General features: G+C 57.8%; 18 protein-coding genes. 14 read left to right on the plus strand and 4 right to left on the minus strand.

What is annotated here, in order from left to right:
• Positions 1-207: 207 nt before the first annotated feature.
• Entirely contained in the window at positions 208-993 is a 786-nt protein-coding gene (locus CWM57_RS02910) for a MipA/OmpV family protein (RefSeq protein ID WP_100675589.1), read from the minus strand.
• A gap of 124 nt (positions 994-1,117) precedes the next feature.
• Here CWM57_RS02910 and CWM57_RS02915 point away from each other — a divergent pair, with 124 nt between their 5' ends.
• The 4 genes from CWM57_RS02915 (at position 1,118) to CWM57_RS02930 (ending at position 7,355) form a co-directional block, all read left to right on the plus strand.
• Positions 1,118-1,813 carry a response regulator gene (locus CWM57_RS02915; RefSeq protein WP_074385854.1) on the plus strand — a complete coding sequence of 232 codons (696 nt, stop codon included), beginning with the start codon at positions 1,118-1,120 and terminating at the stop codon, positions 1,811-1,813.
• On the plus strand, positions 1,810-3,006 hold the full coding sequence (locus CWM57_RS02920; protein ID WP_100675590.1) for a sensor histidine kinase: 1,197 nt from the start codon (positions 1,810-1,812) through the stop codon (positions 3,004-3,006). The genes CWM57_RS02915 and CWM57_RS02920 overlap by 4 nt, the downstream gene beginning before the upstream one ends.
• Before the next feature lie 78 nt (positions 3,007-3,084).
• A complete protein-coding gene (locus CWM57_RS02925; RefSeq protein ID WP_100675591.1) occupies positions 3,085-4,233 on the plus strand; it encodes an efflux RND transporter periplasmic adaptor subunit in 1,149 nt (382 codons plus the stop codon).
• Positions 4,230-7,355, plus strand: a complete 3,126-nt coding sequence (locus CWM57_RS02930; protein ID WP_074385857.1) for an efflux RND transporter permease subunit — start codon at positions 4,230-4,232, stop codon at positions 7,353-7,355. The genes CWM57_RS02925 and CWM57_RS02930 overlap by 4 nt, the downstream gene beginning before the upstream one ends.
• Here CWM57_RS02930 and CWM57_RS02935 read toward each other — a convergent pair.
• Positions 7,291-8,244: an AraC family transcriptional regulator gene (locus tag CWM57_RS02935; RefSeq protein ID WP_074385858.1), complete on the minus strand. Its 954-nt coding sequence runs from the start codon at positions 8,242-8,244 to the stop codon at positions 7,291-7,293. The two genes, CWM57_RS02930 and CWM57_RS02935, sit on opposite strands and share 65 nt — an antisense overlap.
• A gap of 407 nt (positions 8,245-8,651) precedes the next feature.
• On the opposite strand from CWM57_RS02935, the gene CWM57_RS02940 reads away from it, so the two are divergent.
• From CWM57_RS02940 to CWM57_RS02985, 10 genes are all read left to right on the plus strand, one after another.
• Positions 8,652-9,545: a transporter gene (locus CWM57_RS02940; protein WP_074385859.1), complete on the plus strand. Its 894-nt coding sequence runs from the start codon at positions 8,652-8,654 to the stop codon at positions 9,543-9,545.
• A gap of 60 nt (positions 9,546-9,605) precedes the next feature.
• On the plus strand, positions 9,606-10,088 hold the full coding sequence (locus CWM57_RS02945; RefSeq protein ID WP_008804888.1) for a group I truncated hemoglobin: 483 nt from the start codon (positions 9,606-9,608) through the stop codon (positions 10,086-10,088).
• Positions 10,089-10,224: 136 nt separating this feature from the next.
• On the plus strand, positions 10,225-11,739 hold the full coding sequence (locus CWM57_RS02950) for an amidase (protein ID WP_049139565.1): 1,515 nt from the start codon (positions 10,225-10,227) through the stop codon (positions 11,737-11,739).
• 24 nt (positions 11,740-11,763) lie between these two features.
• Positions 11,764-12,372, plus strand: coding sequence for a nitrile hydratase subunit alpha (gene nthA, locus CWM57_RS02955; RefSeq protein ID WP_061154603.1), 609 nt, complete (start codon positions 11,764-11,766; stop codon positions 12,370-12,372).
• 15 nt (positions 12,373-12,387) lie between these two features.
• On the plus strand, positions 12,388-13,041 hold the full coding sequence (nthB, locus tag CWM57_RS02960; protein WP_100675592.1) for a nitrile hydratase subunit beta: 654 nt from the start codon (positions 12,388-12,390) through the stop codon (positions 13,039-13,041).
• Complete coding sequence (locus CWM57_RS02965) at positions 13,038-13,505, plus strand: nitrile hydratase accessory protein (protein WP_100630418.1); 468 nt, start codon at positions 13,038-13,040, stop codon at positions 13,503-13,505. Before nthB ends, CWM57_RS02965 begins: the two co-directional genes overlap by 4 nt.
• Complete coding sequence (locus CWM57_RS02970; protein WP_100630416.1) at positions 13,502-13,711, plus strand: CbtB domain-containing protein; 210 nt, start codon at positions 13,502-13,504, stop codon at positions 13,709-13,711. Before CWM57_RS02965 ends, CWM57_RS02970 begins: the two co-directional genes overlap by 4 nt.
• 10 nt (positions 13,712-13,721) lie before the next feature.
• The gene (locus tag CWM57_RS02975) at positions 13,722-14,477 is read left to right on the plus strand and encodes a CbtA family protein (RefSeq protein ID WP_100675593.1); all 756 of its coding nucleotides are present in this window, start codon (positions 13,722-13,724) and stop codon (positions 14,475-14,477) included.
• Positions 14,478-14,483: 6 nt separating this feature from the next.
• Positions 14,484-15,071, plus strand: a complete 588-nt coding sequence (locus tag CWM57_RS02980; protein ID WP_100675594.1) for a histidine phosphatase family protein — start codon at positions 14,484-14,486, stop codon at positions 15,069-15,071.
• Between the two features lie 178 nt (positions 15,072-15,249).
• Positions 15,250-16,719 carry an alpha/beta hydrolase gene (locus CWM57_RS02985; protein WP_100675595.1) on the plus strand — a complete coding sequence of 490 codons (1,470 nt, stop codon included), beginning with the start codon at positions 15,250-15,252 and terminating at the stop codon, positions 16,717-16,719.
• 57 nt (positions 16,720-16,776) lie between these two features.
• Here the strand turns inward: CWM57_RS02985 and CWM57_RS02990 are convergent, their stop codons facing one another.
• Together CWM57_RS02990 and CWM57_RS02995 are read right to left on the minus strand one after the other, a co-directional pair.
• Positions 16,777-17,652, minus strand: coding sequence for an NAD(P)-dependent oxidoreductase (locus CWM57_RS02990; protein WP_100675596.1), 876 nt, complete (start codon positions 17,650-17,652; stop codon positions 16,777-16,779).
• Positions 17,653-17,763: 111 nt separating this feature from the next.
• Positions 17,764-18,648 carry a LysR family transcriptional regulator gene (locus CWM57_RS02995; RefSeq protein ID WP_100675597.1) on the minus strand — a complete coding sequence of 295 codons (885 nt, stop codon included), beginning with the start codon at positions 18,646-18,648 and terminating at the stop codon, positions 17,764-17,766.
• Positions 18,649-18,656: the final 8 nt, after the last annotated feature.

An 18,656-nucleotide genomic window follows, 5' to 3' on the forward strand; every position in this document is an offset into this window, starting at 1 on the left:
CTCAAAGAATAAATTTTACTGTCGAAAGCACTGGATTCTGATGGATGTAAAAATCTGAAGGCTCGGAAAGAGTGGACACGCGGACCACGCTCGGCCTTCCGGCGCGGTTAACATCATGTCTCGCTTCTGGTTCCGTATCTGCCAAACAATGCTGACTCACTGAATGTTAACCTTTCCCGGCAAACCGCACGCCGCGCTTTCTCCGTCCTAAAATGTCCAAATGACAGCAGCTGTCAGTGCCACCTCGTTACGTCGTAACACGATCGGGCTCTCATTTGCATGCTCCCCAAGCCAGGTATAGTCAGCGCTCAGGAGCGTGCCCCAGTGGGCATCAAACTGGTGACTCCAGGTCAGACTGTTGTCTATGCCATAAAATCCCCCCGGTGCTGAATAGCGGCTATAACCTGAGCGCTGGCTCTGCTGCGGATCCACACCATACCAGGTATTCAGGTAACGGTTGTCGGCAAACAGGGCCGCCATTTGAAAGGCGACCGTGTCATGGTCAGTTTGTACAGGGAGCAACGTTAAGGATGCCTGGTAGCTTACCCCCTGGCTGTCCGTTAAAGGCAGCGTCGCTTTGCCTTCAACACTTAGCCAGGAAAAAGCCTGCCAGCCGACGGCAAGGGCCGTGTTCAGGGAGACGTCAATGTCTCCCATCCCTTTCAGATTATTTGCCCCTGCCCGCCAGCTGGCGTTTTTATCCGCCCTTCCCAGATCGTATCCCAGCGTATGTTCAAAGTACCAACCGCTGGCGTTCTGCAGGTCATATCCCACCCCTTTCTGCGTATCAATAAAGAAAGCGCCGTTACGCCCCTGAAGTACAGGAACCACCTGCCATACCTGCTTGTCTGAACCTGAGTATCGTGGAGTGTAGTGGCCTCCCAGCCCAATGGTGAAGGCGCCGGAAGAAGTGTCATCATTTGCCTGTACGCCGGATGTCATGGCCGTCAAAAGCGGTACGGTCATATACAGGGTTTTTTTTATCGCTATCATACTGTTCTCCTCACAGACGCCGGCTTCTCCTGAGGCAGGAGCTGCCACAAAATGTTGGCGCAGTATGATTTGGCAAAATCAATGAATCGTCGGGATAGTGTTAAGAAACGGTCAAGGTGAATGGATGTTGTCCAGAAGAGTGCTGATTATTGAAGATGACGCCGATGCGGCTGGCGTGCTCGAAGCCTACTTACGCCGTGAAAATTACGATGTCGCCATTACCGGAGATGGTCTTTCCGGGCTGGATATGGCGCACCGGTGGAAACCCGATCTGATCCTGCTGGATGTGATGCTTCCGGGGCTTAACGGCACCGAAGTCCTGGCTGGCCTGCGCCGTAAAAATGATGTTCCGGTGATCATGGTCACCGCCATGGGAGATACACCCGATCGTATTGGCGCCTTGCGCTATGGCGCTGATGATTATGTTGTTAAGCCTTACCATCCGGGAGAAGTTGTGGCTCGGGTGCAGGCGGTACTGCGCCGCAGCAATAAAACAGAAACAAAGGAAGAGATCCTTCGCTGGCAATCGCTTGAAGTGGATGTTACGGCCATCGTGGCGAGCATTATCGACGGGGACACCACACCGCGGACGTTGGATCTGACCCCAACCGAATTTTCACTACTGACCACGCTTATGCGCTCTCCTTCACGTCCTTTTTCCCGCCAGCATTTACTGGAGCACTGTTTGCCGGAAAGTGAAGCCCTGGAGCGCGTGGTGGATACCCATGTTTATAACCTGCGTAAAAAACTCGAGGCGGCGGGTATTTCCGGCGTGCTGGTTAACGTTCGCGGCGTAGGCTACAGGTTCAGACAACCATGACAAAAACCCGCTACTCCTCCCTGTGGCGCTGGATTTGCGCACGTATATTAGCGCTGGCCATCGGAAGCGTAATTGTCATTGCGACCTGTATGTGGCTACGTTATGCGGTGCAGAATTACTGGAACATAGGCAGAATGCCGGCATCGGTCCGACAAGAGTTTCTTGCGCTCAGCCAGAACCCGCAGGCGAACCCGGCGCGCTTCCATCAAATCGTCGATACCTGGTGGGGGTTGAGTTATTCAACCCCATCCATCGCCTCGGCGGACTGGGTCACCGTGGCGTTACTGGTCCTGGTCATGATCCCTTTTATTGTGGTGATGGGATTGCGATATGCCAGGCCACTGGCGCTGCAGTTCAGCCGACTGCGTGATGCGGCAAAGGACGTCGCCAAAGGGCAATTTGGCCGCCAGGCTGAGCTCATCAGGAATGCGCCGGCTGAAATGGTCAGCTTTGCCAGTGACTTTAATGCCATGACGGGGAAACTGGCCCGCTATGAAAAAGAGTTACGTACCTCTCATGTGGCCATGGCGCATGAACTTCGCTCCCCCCTGACTGCCGCTATCGGACGTTTGCAGGGCATGCTGGATGGTGTGTTTGATGCCAGCCCGGAACAACTGGCCATGGTAATGAAACAGCTTCAGCACCTGAATCGCCTGACCGATGAACTTCATCTGCTCTCGCTGTCTGATGCCGGGAATTTGGTGCTGGAAAACGAACCCTTTCGTCTGGATGAGCTGCTTAAGGAACGGGCGACATGGATCATGCCCCAGGCTGGTGCACATCGTTTTACAATCAGGCTTCATCATTCTCAGGCGTGTCCCTTCAAAGGCGATACGTTCCGTATGGGCCAGGTTTTCACCATCCTTATGGAAAATGCCCTCCGTTACGGGCGTCATGGCGGTCATCTTGATGTCACGCTGCACTACGCCAGCGGGAAATATTGCCTCGAATTTCGCGATGACGGCCCGGGGGTATCCTCCCAGTTCCTACCGGAAATGTTCAACCGTTTTAGCCGGGAGGAGCAGTCGCGTGCCCGCCACTCCGGCGGCAGCGGTCTCGGTTTGTCGATTGCTCGCGCGATTTGTCAGGCCCATGGCGGCAGTATCAGCGCGTCGTTACCTGAAACCGGCGGACTCGCAGTCAGCCTTTTGTTACCCTGGACGTCGTCTGAGATGGAAAATAGCCGCTCTTGATAATACCTTGACGAAACGTCGAATCTTTCTCGACTAAGCGCGCATTTAATAACGCCATCACCTTTATGGAGCGGCGTTATGTCAGATGAATTTTTACTCTCCCTCCGCCACAGTCTGCACCATTTGTACGACGTGGCGCGCACCCTTTCCTGGCTGCACTTTCTTCCCCTGACCATTCTTTCGGTAGTGATTTTTCTGCTGCCCGGATGCGGGGACAACCAGGGTAATAAGACTGATCCTGTGCGAACGGTGCGCTACGTTGTTGTTGGCTCAGCGCAAACCCTTCCCGCGCTGGAAAGAACCGGAGAGATCCATGCGCACGATGAAACGATTCTGAGCTTTCGTACCGGCGGCCGGATAGTGACGCGTAGCGTCGATATTGGCGATCGGGTCAATGCAGGGCAACTGCTGGCCACGCTTGAAAATACAACCAGTCAGAATCAGCTCGATGGCGCACAGGCTGATTATGAAGGAGCCAAAGCCTCTGCTCAGGTTGCTGCACTTAACGTCAACCGAATGCAAAAGCTCATGCCAACAGGCGCGATTGCCCGCACGCAGCTCGATACCGCCCGCGCAGACTGGCTTGTCGCCCGCGCGCGTTTAAAAAACAGCGAGTCCGCGTTGCGTAATGCCCGGGAAAGCCTTGGCTGGACGCGTCTGATTGCGCCGCGAAGCGGCGTTATCACCGAAGTAAGCGCCTCTGCGGGTCAGATGGTCAATGGTGGTCAGTCGGTGTTGACGCTGGCGACCGGTGAAGCCCGCGATGTGGTGTTTGATATCGCTAAACCCGAGGCGATCCCGCCACAGGAACAGGCTGGCTTGCGAGTTTCCCTCCTCAGCGACCCGTCGGTGCAAGCGTCCGCCGCGGTAAGAGATATTAGCCCGCAGGCCGATCCTCAGACCCGCACATGGCGCGTCAGGGCTACCCTGCAAAACCCACCGCTGGCAATGGCGCTGGGCGCCAGCGTCACCGTCACGTTACCCGCAACGGGTCCGCATGGATACGCCCTTCCCGCTTCAGCGCTGAGCCGCGTCGACGACAAACCGGCGGTTTATGTGATTAACCCACAATCGCAGGCGCAGCTTCGCGTGGTGGTGCCAGCATACTATACCGCCACCTCGGTCATTATCTCCGGCGGCCTTGAACCAGGCGACCGGGTGATTACCGCCGGCGTGAGTAAATTACGCTCCGGCGAGCCGGTGATTGCCGGGGAGTGCGAATCATGAAACCCGTATTGAATGAGAAATTTAACCTGTCCTCCTGGGCGCTAAATCATCAGCAGATGGTCAGTTTCTTCATGCTGCTGATCATTGCTATGGGCGCGTTCTGTTATGAGAACCTGTCACGTAACGAAGATCCGGCGTTTACGATTAAAACGGCCGTTGTTTCTGCGCAATGGCCCGGGGCATCCGTAACGGATACCACCCGACTGCTGACCGATACGCTGGAAAAAAAGCTGCAGGAAACCCCCTGGCTTGATTATCTCGAAAGTGAAACCCGTGCCGGGAGCTCCGTTATTCATGTCAATCTCCGTGACGATACCCCGCCGCAAAAGGTGCCGGATATCTGGTATCAGGTACGTAAGAAAATGCAGGATATTGCCCCCTCTTTGCCAGAAGGCGTTCAGGGCCCCGCCGTCGACGACGAATTTGATGATACGTTCGGTACGATTTATGGCTTTATACCTGAGGGCTATACCCTGCGGGAGGTACGGGACCGTGTTGATACAATCCGCCGGGAGCTCATGTCGTTACCGGATATCGGAAAAACCAGCCTGCTGGGTGAGCAGCAGGAACAGATAGTTCTCTCTTTTTCTCCAGCGCGTCTGGCAGGTATGGGGTTGAACATCCAGCAGGTAGCGGATGCCCTCAGGGCACAAAATGCGGTTGTCCCGGCAGGTATGATCCGCACCGGACAGGAAAATATGGCGATAAAGGTCAGCGGGGAACTGACTTCTGAAGCGAGCTTACGTGCCGTCACGTTGCATATTAACGATCGTTACCTTCCTCTGACGGATATTGCCACCGTTAGTCGGGAAAACGCCGAGCCTCCCCAGCCGGTTTACCGGGTCAACGGCAAACCCGCCATCGGGCTGGCTATTTCGATGGCGCCGACCGGTAATATGCTGCGTTTCGGCGCCGCGCTGAATGCAAAAATGCATGCCATCAGCGTCACGCTGCCGCACGGTATTGAGATGGTCAAGGTTGCCGATCAATCAGCGGTGGTCAGCGACGCCGTAAGCGGGTTTATCCGGGTGCTTATCGAAGCCGTGGCGATCGTCCTGGCCGTTTCGTTTGTCTCGCTGGGTTTACGAGCCGGACTGGTAGTGGCTGCGGCCATCCCACTGGTGCTGGCCATGACCTTTACGGGAATGATGCTGGCAGGAATAGGTCTGCAGCGTATTTCTCTCGGCGCATTGATTATCGCGCTGGGCCTGCTGGTCGATGACGCCATGATCACTGTGGAAACCATGGTCTCTGGTCTGGAAGCCGGGGATTCCCGCCGGCAGGCGGCGACCCGGGCTTTTAAAACGACCGCATTTCCGATGCTGACGGGCACCCTTGTGATGATTGCCGGGTTTATTCCCGTGGGATTTGCTGCGTCCAGCGCCGGTGAATATTGCTTTTCCCTGTTTGCCGTAGTGCTCATCGCCCTGCTGTGCTCATGGGTTGTCGCGATCCTGTTTTCACCATTAACCGGGACGTGGCTGTTATCTGACAACATCAGACAGAAGGCGAAAGGTCCTGGACGGATGGCCCGCGGATACCAGTGGCTATTGCGCAAGGCGTTGCGTCACCGCTTCGCCACCGTGTGTATTGCTCTCATTGCGCTTGGTCTGTCCGTTTACGGAACAACCTTTATGCAGGGGGAGTTTTTCCCCGCCTCCGACAGGCCAGAATTGCTGGTAAGCCTGACGCTACCGGCAAATGCCTCGCAGTCGGAAACGCAAAATACGGCTGAAAAGCTGGAGAAGGCCCTGGCAGGCAACCGCAACGTTGATCGCTTTTCGACATACGTTGGGTCGGGAGCGATCCGTTTTTACCTGCCTATGGATGTGCTTCTGGCAAATGAAAATATCGCCCAGATGGTGGTGGTAGCTAAAGATCTTAAAGCGCGGGATCGTCTTCATCGACAGTTAAACAGGATACTGGCTACGCGCTTTAGCGACATCATCACGCGCGTATCGCCCCTGGAACTTGGGCCCCCCGTCGGCTGGCCAGTCAAATACCGGGTGAGTGGGCCAGATTATCTGAAGGTCAGGTCGATCGCGAACCGCCTGAGCGATGTCATTGGCCGGTCTCCCTCCTCCCGCGAGGTTAATCAGACGGCAGGCGAACCGGAGAGAGTCATTACCCTCAAGGTCAATCAGACCGCAGCCCGGGCTGCGGGCGTGTCGTCAGAAAGTCTGGCCCGGATGCTCAATACCGTCTGGTCCGGCAGTATAGTCACGTCGGTTCGCGATAATGACCGTCTTGTCGATGTGGTGCTCCGGGCCAGGGACAATGAGCGTCTTAACCTCGCCACCTTCTCTTCGCTGACTGTTCAGGGGAATGACGGGAAACAAATTCCCCTCAGCGCCTTTGCCACGCCAGTCTGGGGCGTGGATGATCCGGTTATCTGGCGTCGACAGCGTTTGCCTTTCATCACCGTGCAAACTGACCTCGCCCCGGGACTTCGCGCCGAAGCAGTATCCGCAGCGTTGCGACCAGCGGTAGACAGGTTGCGCGCGGAACTGCCTGAAGGCTACAGCATTGAAGAAGGGGGCGCGGTTGCTGAATCTGAAAAAGGTAATAGTTCGGTCTATGCGGTTCTGCCGGTGACACTGGTCATCATGCTCTTGCTGTTGATGCTCCAGTTGCGCAACTATTCCCGTATGGCGTTGGCTATACTGATGGCCCCGTTTGGTTTACCGGGTATCGTGCTGGCTATGTTACCTGGCGGAACGCCAATGGGATTTGTCGCTCTGCTTGGCGTGATTGCGCTCGCTGGCATGATCATTCGTAACGCCGTCATACTGATTAGCGAGGTTGACAGCAATCTTGCTCAGGGAATGGCTAGCGATGCCGCCATTATTGCGGCAGCAGAGCATCGTGCGCGCCCCATCTGCCTGACGGCCTGTGCCGCCATTCTGGGAATGATCCCCATCTCTCATCAGGTATTCTGGGGACCGATGGCCTATGCGATTATCGGGGGACTACTGGTTGCCACGCTGGTTACACTGACCGTTTTACCGGCATCGTTTAGCCTGTTGTTACACCTGAGAATGACGTCCTCAGGCGAGTTCACTGCTTCTTCGGCAGCAGAGAGCGAGGAGAAATGCCGAAGGCTTTGCGGAAGGCATGGCTGAAATGAGAGAAATCGGAGAAGCCGAAATCCAGCGCCGCCTGGGACACGCTACTGACTCGTCCACGTTCGATAGCCTCTCGGCTAGCCTGCAGCCTCTCCTGCCAAATCACTGCCATCGGCGTTTTTTTATGGCGGGCGAAAGCACGCGTGACGGTACGAACGGAAACGTGGTGCGCCCGTGCCAGGCTTTCGATGTTCAAATCGGGATCGACAAGTTGCCGCCGGATGTAGTTCATCATCCGGGAATACAGATCGCGCTCAACACCAACGTTGTTCAGGTCCTGTAACTCCAGGCTCAGCACCAGCAGATCCAGCAACGTCTGGGAGAAGCGGCCGGAGATATCCGCTGTGTCCAGACAGGCGGGCATCGCTGCCGCCTGACGCAGCATTTCGCGCAATGGGATCACGCCCGGGCGGCGGTCGTCGAGCACCATCGCGGTGAGGTGTTCGACCCCAGGTAAATGACAGCTCAGCAAATGGCGGGGGATCCGCACCAGATGATTATCGCGCCCGCCAAGACTGAAGCGGAATGTCTGGGCGGCATCGTAGAGCACCAGACTGTCCGCTGCCAGCGTCGCCTTGCGTCCCCCCTGTTCAAGCTGACCGTATCCATCCTGCATATACCCCAACCACAGATCGTCGTCGGGGCCCTGGCGCAAATAACGGGCCGTGCGATCCCAGCTGTGTAGCGGCGCGGACAGTGAACACATATCCACCAGACCCACTCCACGTACCGTCAGCCGTGCATCAAAGTCGACCCCAGCCAGAGGGGCGCTGGCTGCTGGAATACAGTGACGTAACACTACGTCGTTCCAGTACTCGAAGCGGCGCGACTCGCTAACGCCAACGGTTGAATAGTGGAGACTGCCCGCAGACTGCATGCTATTCATTATCATTCACCTCGCGCCGGGTATTCCGCCAAAACGACAGAAACGTTTCCGCAGACAGCAACTATCATGCCAACGAGCTAATACACCCTCTTTCTGTTACGCCGATCGGCGCTAAGTTACCGGGAAATATCACTGAAAATCCGCGCCCCCCTTTTCTGCTGGCATATAGGGCGTCGAATAGCGGGACGACAAAACGTGGAACCGCACCCTAAACGTGCGGCGTCTGCACTATGGCGGACCATCACACGACGAGGGGCAGGCCCGCAACCGAATGTCCCTTCCAGCCAAACGACTGTCCTGCTGAAGCAAGTACGCCGCAAATTTCTCCCTAGTATCAGTAAGCGTAAGGTCTTCCGGCCACACCGTGCTCCGGACATAACACGACATCAGACAAGAGGGGGAACGTCATGACTTTCAGTAACGCTACGTTTCGCATCAGCCTGGCCGCCTGCACACTGTGGCTGGCAACCGGCCCGGCCCACGCGGTCGATCTCAATTCGCAGGACCTCATTCCAGCCCCCGCCGGCACCGATGCCATTCTGGGATATTTCACCTACGCGACGAGAGATAGCTTCACCCCGACCGGGGGCGGCGAACTTAAGCAAGAAACCGGGCTCGACTCCTTCGTCAGCATCTTTCGTTACGTTCATTACATGGACGTCGGTGGCTTTACGGTTGCGCCGCAAGTGCTGCTGCCATACGGACGCCTCTACAATGGCTCACTAAACGGCGTTCGACTTGATTCAGCCAGCGGCCTGGGCGATCCCATCCTTGCCGCGCCGGTCTGGCTGGTCAACAACCCCAGCACAACCTTCGCCATTGTGCCTTACCTGTACCTCCCCGCGGGCTCCTACGACGCCGGACGCACGCTTAACGTCGGCGAAAATCGCTGGAAGTTCGACCTTCAGCTCGGCGGCGTGCAGCAGCTGGGTAACGGTTTCGCCACCCAACTGTCCACGGACGTGATGTGGTATGGCGTCAACGACGACGCCTCGGGCATCGGCACCGGTCGACTCAAGCAGGACAACACCTATCAGTTTCAGGGCTGGGTGACCTGGGCGCCGCCCGCCGATAAGAGCTGGACCCTGGCCGCCGGTTATTCCCAATACTGGGGCGGCAAACAGCAGCTTGACGGTATCGAGAACGGACAGGCGACGCGCGTCGATCAGGTACGGCTGGAATTATCGAAATTCGTCACCCCCACGGTGCAGGTACAGGGTCTGCTCCAGCGCGACCTCAACGTCGATGGCGGTTTTAAGGAAGATCTGCATACCACCCTGCGCGTGATGAAACTGTTCTGATGCGAATCGGCACAGAGACATCCCCAGACTCACTACTCACCCGCAACGGAGAAATCCATCATGACCGATCAGCAGCAAAAACCCACACTCTATGAACGTCTCGGCGGTTATGACGCCGTTTACGCTTTCGCAGGGGAAGTGTTGAAGACCTGTATGAAGCATCCCGATATCGGCCATATCTGGGCGCACGTATCCGAATCGTCGTTCCAGAAAGAGCATATCAACTTTGTCGATTTTCTGTGCAAGCACTGGGGCGGCAACACGGTCTACCGGGGACGAGATATGGTGACCGCGCACCGCGGAATGGGGCTGACCGAAGTGCACTGGAAAGCCGTATTCGAGGCTATTGATGAATGCTACGAGAACTTCAACGTTCCGCAGGATATCCGTGAAGAGGTCACCGCATTCCTGACCCAGTTCAAACCCGCCGTCATCGGCAGCCCATCATACCGGGATGTGGTACTCGCGCACCCTGACATGGACGTCACCAAAGGGATGAAAAGCGTCGGCATTCACTGGCCGAAAACAGATAAACCGTCTTAACCGAGGACGGACATCCGCGCAACAGGCGGGTGTCCGTCTCAGCCAAATGACTGACCTGCACAACCATGTAGTGATGACATTTCGGGCTTATGTTGAAGGCAGGTTGCATTGGCAAACACCATACAAAGGGAACTCCATGGCTATTGAACGTCCTACCATTGAACAACTGCAAGCGCTCGCCAGTCGGCTAAACATACGATTGACGCCTGCGCAAGCCGAAGAATATCTGGCGCTGATGCAGGCCAATTTCGACGCCTATGATCTCATCGACGCCCTGCCCGATGAGATCCCCGCGGTGCACTACCCACGCGCCGCCGGCTATCGTCCTGAAGGCGACGAAAACCCGCTTAACGCCTGGTATTACAAGACCGAGGTAACAGGTGCAGCAACAGGTAAACTGGCCGGCCGCACCGTGGTGCTCAAGGATAACATCGCGCTGGCTGGCGTACCGATGATGAACGGCGCCTCGACGCTGGAAGGCTTCGTCCCCCTCTACGACGCCACCGTTGCCACCCGACTGCTGGATGCTGGCGCGACTATTCTCGGCAAGGCGACCTGCGAGCACTTCTGCTTGTCGGGAGGCAGCCATACCTCCGATCCGGCGCCCGTGCATAACCCGTTGCGCCGCGGCTACTCGGCCGGTGGCTCATCTTCTGGCAGCGCCGCTTTGGTCGCTTCCGGGGAAGTCGATTTGGCCATGGGCGGCGATCAAGGGGGCTCGGCGCGTATTCCCGCCGCATGGTGTGGCCTCTATGGCCTGAAACCGACCCACGGTCTGGTGCCTTATACCGGCATCATGCCGATCGAAGCCACTTTCGACCATACCGGGCCGATGACCCGCAGCGTAAAAGACAATGCCTTAGTCCTTGAGGTCATTGCCGGCGCGGACGGATTGGACCCACGTCAGTATGCTCCCAAAGTGGAAGCCTATACCGAGGCGCTCGGTAAGGGAGTCCGTGGCTTAAAGATCGGCATTATGGCCGAAGGTTTTCAGTTGCCGAACCTGGATGCGCGAGTCGCGGAGAAAGTTCGCGCTGCCGTCGCCCGTCTGCAGGAATTAGGCGCGACGGTCGGCGAGATTTCGGTACCGGAGCATAGCCTGGCGGGTGCGCTCTGGTCCCCTATCGGCTGCGAGGGGCTGACCGCGCAGATGATGCATGGCAACGGCATGGGCTTTAACTGGAAAGGACAATATGACGTGGCGCTGCTGGACAAGCACGCCCAGTGGCGTGACGACGCCGATGCGCTTTCCCCATCGCTGAAGATATGCATGTTCGTCGGCCAGTACGGGCTGGAACGCTACCATGGCCGCTACTATGCCAAGGCGCAGAATATCGCGCGTCGCGCGCGTGCGGGCTATGACCGGGCGCTGGCGGACTTCGACCTGCTGGTGATGCCCACTGTACCGCTTGTCGCTCAGCCATTGCCGGAACCTGACTGCTCCATTACCGAATACATCTCCCGCGCATTTGAAATGATCGGCAATACCGCGCCGCAGGATATTACCGGCCATCCGGCAATGACTCTCCCTTGTGGGCTGGTCGACGGCTTACCGGTAGGAATGATGTTGGTAGGACGCCACTTCGCCGAAAGCACCCTTTATCAGGCCGCCGCCGCATTTGAAGCTTCCGGCGACTGGCGGATGTTTTAACCCTTAACCATCGGGAACCATAAAATGAGCCATCAACACGACCACGACCATACTGAACCACCGGCGGACATCGAGCTACGCGTCCGGGCGCTGGAATCCCTGCTACAGGAGAAAGGACTGATTGACCCGGCGGCACTGGATGAACTGATTGACACTTATGAGCACAAGGTCGGCCCCCGTAACGGCGCGCAGGTGGTCGCTAAAGCGTGGAGTGATCCGGAGTATAAACGTCGGCTGCTGGAGGACGCCACAGCCGCCATCGCCGAGCTGGGTTTCTCCGGCGTGCAGGGTGAAGACATGCAGGTAGTGGAGAACACGCCGGACGTGCACAACGTGACCGTCTGTACATTATGTTCCTGCTACCCCTGGCCGGTGCTGGGTCTGCCACCGGTGTGGTACAAATCGGCCCCCTATCGCTCGCGTATCGTTATCGACCCGCGCGGCGTTCTGGCCGAATTCGGGGTAAACATTCCAGAAAGTAAAGAGGTGCGCGTCTGGGACAGCAGCGCGGAACTGCGCTATCTGGTCCTGCCAGAACGTCCGGCGGGTACCGACGGCTGGAGCGAAGCGCAGCTGATCGAACTGGTCACCCGCGATTCCATGATCGGCACCGGCCTGGTCGCCGCGCCATAATAAGAGGAGAAAACCATGAACGGGATACATGATCTGGGCGGTATGCACGGCCTCGGCCCGATCCTCAACGAGGAAAATGAGCCGTATTTCCACCATGAATGGGAGCGCCGGGTATTTCCGCTGTTCGCCTCGCTGTTCGTCGGCGGACATTTCAATGTGGATGAATTCCGCCACGCCATTGAACGCATGGATCCAGCCCACTACCTGGAGGCGAGCTACTACGAGCACTGGTTGCACGCATTTGAAACGCTGCTGCTGGAAAAAGGCGTGATCACCGCCGAAGAACTCTGGGGTGGCTCGACCCCTGCCCCCTGCGCGCCAGGCACGCCGGTGCTGACGCAGGACATCGTCGCGATGGTTGTCAGTACCGGTGCCTCCGCGCGCGTCAGTCACGATGTTGCTCCCCGCTTTAAGGCCGGAGACCGGGTTCGGGCAAAAAACTTCAACCCAACCACCCACACCCGCCTGCCGCGTTACGTGCGCGGGAAAATCGGCCGTATTGAGACCGATCACGGCGTGTTCATCACGCCGGACACTGCGGCGCACGGTCTGGGCGAACATCCTCAGCACGTCTACAGCGTCAGCTTCACCGCACTGGAACTGTGGGGCACGCCGCGCCCGGACAACGTGTACATCGATCTGTGGGACGACTATCTGGAGGAAGCATGAGCACTGCGACACAGCATGATTACGCCGCCGTCGGGTTACCCCGCGACGAGGAGGGGCCGGTTTTTGATAAGCCCTGGCAGGCGAAAGCATTCTCCCTGATCGTCCATCTGCACCGGGCGGGGCTGTTCCCGTGGGCAGAATGGGTACGGACATTCAGCGAAGCGATCAAGGCGGCTCCGGCGCAACCCGGCGAAAGCGTGAACGATGCCTACTATCGCCAGTGGGCGACAGCAATGGAGAACATGATCACCACCCTCCACCTGACCGCGCCGGATGACATTGCCCGACGGACTCAGGAATGGCGGCTGGCGTATATCAACACGCCGCATGGTCAGCCGATCGTCCTGGCCAATGCCAGCTGTCCGCCAGCGCATCACCACCACTCGCTTCCACTCGGCGTTCCGGTCACGGTGAGCCCGGCACAATCTTCCATCAGCCAAATTAACAACGGAGTCACATCATGAGCGATATCACCCTTACCGCCAACACCCCGGCCACTCCGATACCGGTCGCGGCGCTGTTGCCCTGGGCACTGTTTACCACCCTGCTGGCGCTGTTAGCGATCTATTTCGTCGGTGCGGAACAAGGTGCGACGTCGATGTTTTCCGGCACCCAGGTGCATGAATTCTTCCACGACGCACGCCATCTGCTGGGTTTTCCCTGCCACTGAGGAGGCGGACATGATTGGAAAACTATTATTCAAGGGGATGATAGCAGGCATTCTGGCTGGACTGGTGGCATTTGCCTTTGCACACCATTTCGGCGAGCCGCAGGTCGATCGCGCTATCGGGATTGAAGAAAGTCTGGCCGCGCATTCACACCAACACAGCGCGTCGGCTGACGGCGGTGAAGAAGAGGTGTTTAGCCGTCAAACCCAGTCCGGGATTGGGCTAATGGCCGGCATGGTGCTGTTCGGCGCAGCGCTGGGCGGCGGTCTGGCGCTGAGTTGGGCCTCTAGCTATCAGCGCTTCGGACCATCGAACCCGCGTCTGTTAGCGTTAGGCCTGGCGCTGGTCGGCTTTCTGGTGATGAGCCTGATGCCTGGTCTGAAATACCCACCCAATCCGCCCGCGGTCGGTAACCCGGATACCATCGGCTATCGTACCGAACTGTACTTCGTCATGATGTTGCTTTCCATCGGCATCGTCATCGCGGCCGCGTGGTTATCACATCAGCTAAAACCGCGCCTCGGCAGAGGAGATGCGATGATGTGGGCAACGCTGTTCGCGGTGGCGCTGATGCTCGTGGTTTGTGCCCTGATGCCGACCGTGAACGAAGTGCCCGAACACTTCCCGGCGGACCTGCTATGGCGTTTCCGTATCAGCTCCTTCGGCACGCACCTGGTGCTCTGGGGCGTCATCGGTGTGGCGTTCGGTGCCTTAGCCGAACGCACGCCGGCGACAGGTGTGCAGCGCCCAGCCTTCCGTCGCGGTTAACACATCATGAGAGCGTCGCTAACGTTGATTTGTCAGGGAGAAACGGCTGCGTCCAGAGGTTCACATTTCCCCTGTGATGACCCTCTGGAGGCGCGGGAATGGCAGCGGGCGCGTCAGTTACAACGCCGTGTCGCCCGTTGTCACCGCGTCTGGATCTCCCCGGAGACCGCCGCCCGACAAACTGCCGCAGCGCTCTCTTTACAGGGTACCCCGGTGAGGGAGCTGGCGGAGCCCGACTACGGCATCTGGGCCGGTCGGCCAGTACGTGAGGTGATGACGCAAGACGCCGACGCTTTCCTGGCCTGGCTGGAGGGCGATCCGCCGCCGGGCGGAGAGTCACGTGCTCAGTTGCTGGCGCGCTGTGGCGGTTGGCTGGCAAAACACGTCGATATTCCAGGCCGACACGGTGTAATTGCGTCTGCCTCCACTATCCGTGCCATGATCCTCGACGTTCTCGGCGCCCCACTTCACTCATTTGCACGTATCGACATCCACCCGCTCAGCATCACCGAGTTGCGCAGTGACGGACGGCGCTGGCATTTTTGTTTATTCAGAGATGATATAAATAGCGAATGTTCGACGCTGTCCCGCTGAAGCCGTCAGCCAGTAAGCGTTTTTGGCCATTGATCCGTCCACTGGTCTTGCGTCGCTAAACTCAATGCCATAGGACCGCTCAGCGCGCTTCACGACCGGTCCTGCGTAAAAAAGTAAATCTCCCTGACCATGTTTATTTATACTCAGAAAACATGTCATTAAGAAAGGAAGCAACGCGTTGAAATGGGTAACGTGGTTAAAACGTATCGGGTTATCCCTGCTGCTGTTGATCGTTGGCGCTCTGGGACTACGCCTTTATGACATTCAGCGCGGACCCGAGCTGCAGCTCTGGCATACCTGGGTTCCGCATGAGATGGACGCGGATGAAATCGACAATGCTGACTGGAACGATTACATCAAAAAAGAGAATGCGCTCTTCAGTGAGGTAAAACGCCAGGTTACCGATAAGCTGGACGCTGAGCAGCAAACCGAACTGAACCGTTACTATCGTCACAGCCCCATCTATCCGGACTCGTTTCCAACCAACTGGAATCGGTCATATATCATGATGCCGGATGGCAAACCGAAAGGCGCCGTGGTGTTGCTGCATGGTCTGACAGATACGCCCTACAGCCTGCGGCATATCGCTGAAAATTACCGGCAACAGGGTTATGTCGCCATCGGTATCAGATTACCAGGCCATGGGACGGTTCCCGCCGGGCTGACCGATGTGGACTGGCAGGACTGGCTTGCCGCCACGCGCCTTGCGGTGAGAGAAGCGAAACGACTGACAGGTAATGATGCGCCCCTGCATATCGTCGGATTTTCCAACGGCGGCGCGCTGGCAATGAAATATTCGCTGGACGCGCTGGATAATGCCGAACTGGCAAAACCCCAGCGGGTGATCCTGATTTCTCCGATGATCGGTATTACCCGCTTCGCGCGTTTTTCCGGCCTCGCTGGCTGGCCCGCGTTTCTTCCCGCCTTCTCGAAAGCCGCATGGTTAAACATCATGCCCGAGTTTAATCCGTTCAAATATAACTCCTTCCCGACGAACGCCGCCCGGCAGTCCTTCCTGCTGACCAAAGCGCTGCAAAAGCAGATAGTGACTGACTCGAGAAATCACAGACTTAACAGCTTACCGCCGGTATTGACCTTTCAGTCCGTTGTGGATTCAACGGTCAGTACGCGGGCGATCGTGACGGCGCTGTATAACCGTTTGCCGGAAAATGGCAGTGAAATTGTCCTCTTCGATTTGAATCATGCCGTCAGGTTTAATTCATTATTACGCCGGACGTCTTACACCGCGCTGGCACGGTTGCTGCCCGCGCCGCCCCGCGCTTATCAGACCACGATCATCACTAACGCGAATTCAGCCAGTACCGATATGGAAATCCGCACAACACCTGCCGGGAAAACAGACACCGCAGTGGAAAAACTGCAGGGAATGCGCTATTTGCCGGACGTATACTCCCTTTCTCATGTCGCGCTCCCCTTCCCGTTAAGCGATTCGCTGTACGGGCGCTATCCCCATCCGCTGAATCAATATGGGATCAGCCTCGGCACGTTTGCAGCTCGCGGCGAGCGTTCGGTGCTGGTTGTGGGTCTGGACTCGCTGATGCGTCAGTCTTCCAATCCGTTCTTTCCCTATATGATTAAACGAATTGACGAAGGGATCGACACTCGCACGGATGTCTCCGGGAAGTAGCACCTCAGGATAAGTGGCCGTAATGGCCACTTTTTTGCCAACACGAGTGCGTAAAAACTACGCTTTTGACGACGTCGACAGCCACTGATACACCGCTGACAAATCCTGTCCGGCATATCCCGCGTCCGCCGCCTGCTGCCACAGTTCGGCAATGTTATCCAGCCCCGGCATGGTGTGCGGCTCGGCCAGGGATAGCGCCAGCCGGGCATCTTTCAGCGCATGCGCCAGTTGCATCTGCGGCGCGAATTGCTCGCTGGCGATGGCATCCAGTTTCACGTTGACATACGGCGCGGCCAGCGGGCCGCCTTCCAGGGCGCTCCACAGCTGGTCGGGGGTAAAGCCCAGCGTCTTCGCCAGCTGTGCGCTTTCCGCGATGCCCTGCATCATCGAAATCAGCCAGGCATTGAGGACCAGCTTCATTTTCTGGCTGTTGCCCGCCTCGCCAAACCACTGCGTCCCGCGGGAGATAGCCGCAAACACCTGTTCGGCAGCAGCACACTTTTCACGATCTCCGCTGGCGAGCACCAGGATCTGCGCCTTCTCCGCCGGGGCTTTGGTCCCTGAAACCGGGGCATCGACGAAGGTCATCGCCGGCTGAAGCGCCCGCAGCAAGGCGATAGCCTCCTGCGTCTCCGGCAGGCCGATGGTGCCCATCTGGCAATAGATCGCCTGCGGCTGACAGGCAGGCGCTATTTTCGCCAGTACCTCAAGGGTGGCCTGCCCATCGGCGAGCATACTGATGATCACCTCGGCATCGGCGACCGCCTGCTGCGGCGTGGTATGCATGATCAATCCCTGCGCCTGTAAATCTTCGCCGCGTGCTGGCGAACGGTTCCAGCCAGCGACGGTAAAGCCTTTCTTCAGCAGATTGCTGGCAAAAGCATGTCCCATGGCGCCGAGTCCCAGCACCGCGACCTTTGGTAATGTACTCATCTTGTCTGTCCTGATTAGCGTCTGAATAAAAGCGGACCTCTACTATCGCATCTCTGACACAAATGTCAGTAGCCGTAGCGGGCATGTAAAGTGACACTGTCACCCATGTTCTCACGGCTGTCGGAGCCACGCCAGCAAACGGCGCATCGCTGGCGTCAGCCGGGCATCATCCTGATAACACAGACACAGGCGGCGCTGTGCCCAGCGATCCTGCAGTGCGATGACGGCAAACCGGTAGCGCTGCTGGTAGCGTTCGGCAATGACGCGGGGCAGGATCCCCCCGCCGGCGCCGTGAGCCACCATCTCGCAAAGCCCTTCAAAATGGCTCATCCGGACCCGGACGTTTAGCGCCTGGCCGAGCCCGGCGGCATGTTGTTCAATATGCTGCTGCAGCGCGCTGGTCTGGTAGAGGGCGACCAGCGGCTCGTTGATGACCGCCGCAAACGCCACTTCATTCGCTCCTGCCAGAGGGTGAGCCGGCGGCACAATCAGCACCAGGGGATCATCGGCGACAGGATCCAGATGCAATGGCCCGGGGTCGACGGCATCAGAGACCACTCCAGCCTGCGCCACACCAGCCAGAATGCTGCTGACGATATCCGCGCTGGTGCGCTCTTCGGTGTCGATCTGCACCGCCGGATGCGCTGCCATCCAGGCGGCGAGCTTGCCCGGCAGAAAAGCCGACATCGCCGAGGTGTTGGCGAACAGCCGCAGCGTCCCCTGCTGACCGCGCGCGAAGGCGCTCATCGCCTGGCGCAGACGCTGCTGCTGCGCAAGAAGCGGGCGTGCATGGCGCGCCAGTACCTCCCCGGCCTCAGTCAGCGTTACGCCGCGGGCATGACGCTGCAACAGGGGAACACCGACCTCTGCCTCCAGCTTGCGCACTCTTTCGCTGGCGGAGGCCAGAGCAAGATGGGCCATAGCAGCCCCACCGGTAATACTGCCGGTATCCACGATGGCGATAAACAGTCGCAGATCGGCCAGATCCATCCGCATCACACCCT

It is taken from the genome of Klebsiella sp. G-Nf4, from assembly GCF_002810615.1.
In the GTDB taxonomy this organism is placed as follows: Bacteria; Pseudomonadota; Gammaproteobacteria; order Enterobacterales; family Enterobacteriaceae; genus Klebsiella; species Klebsiella variicola.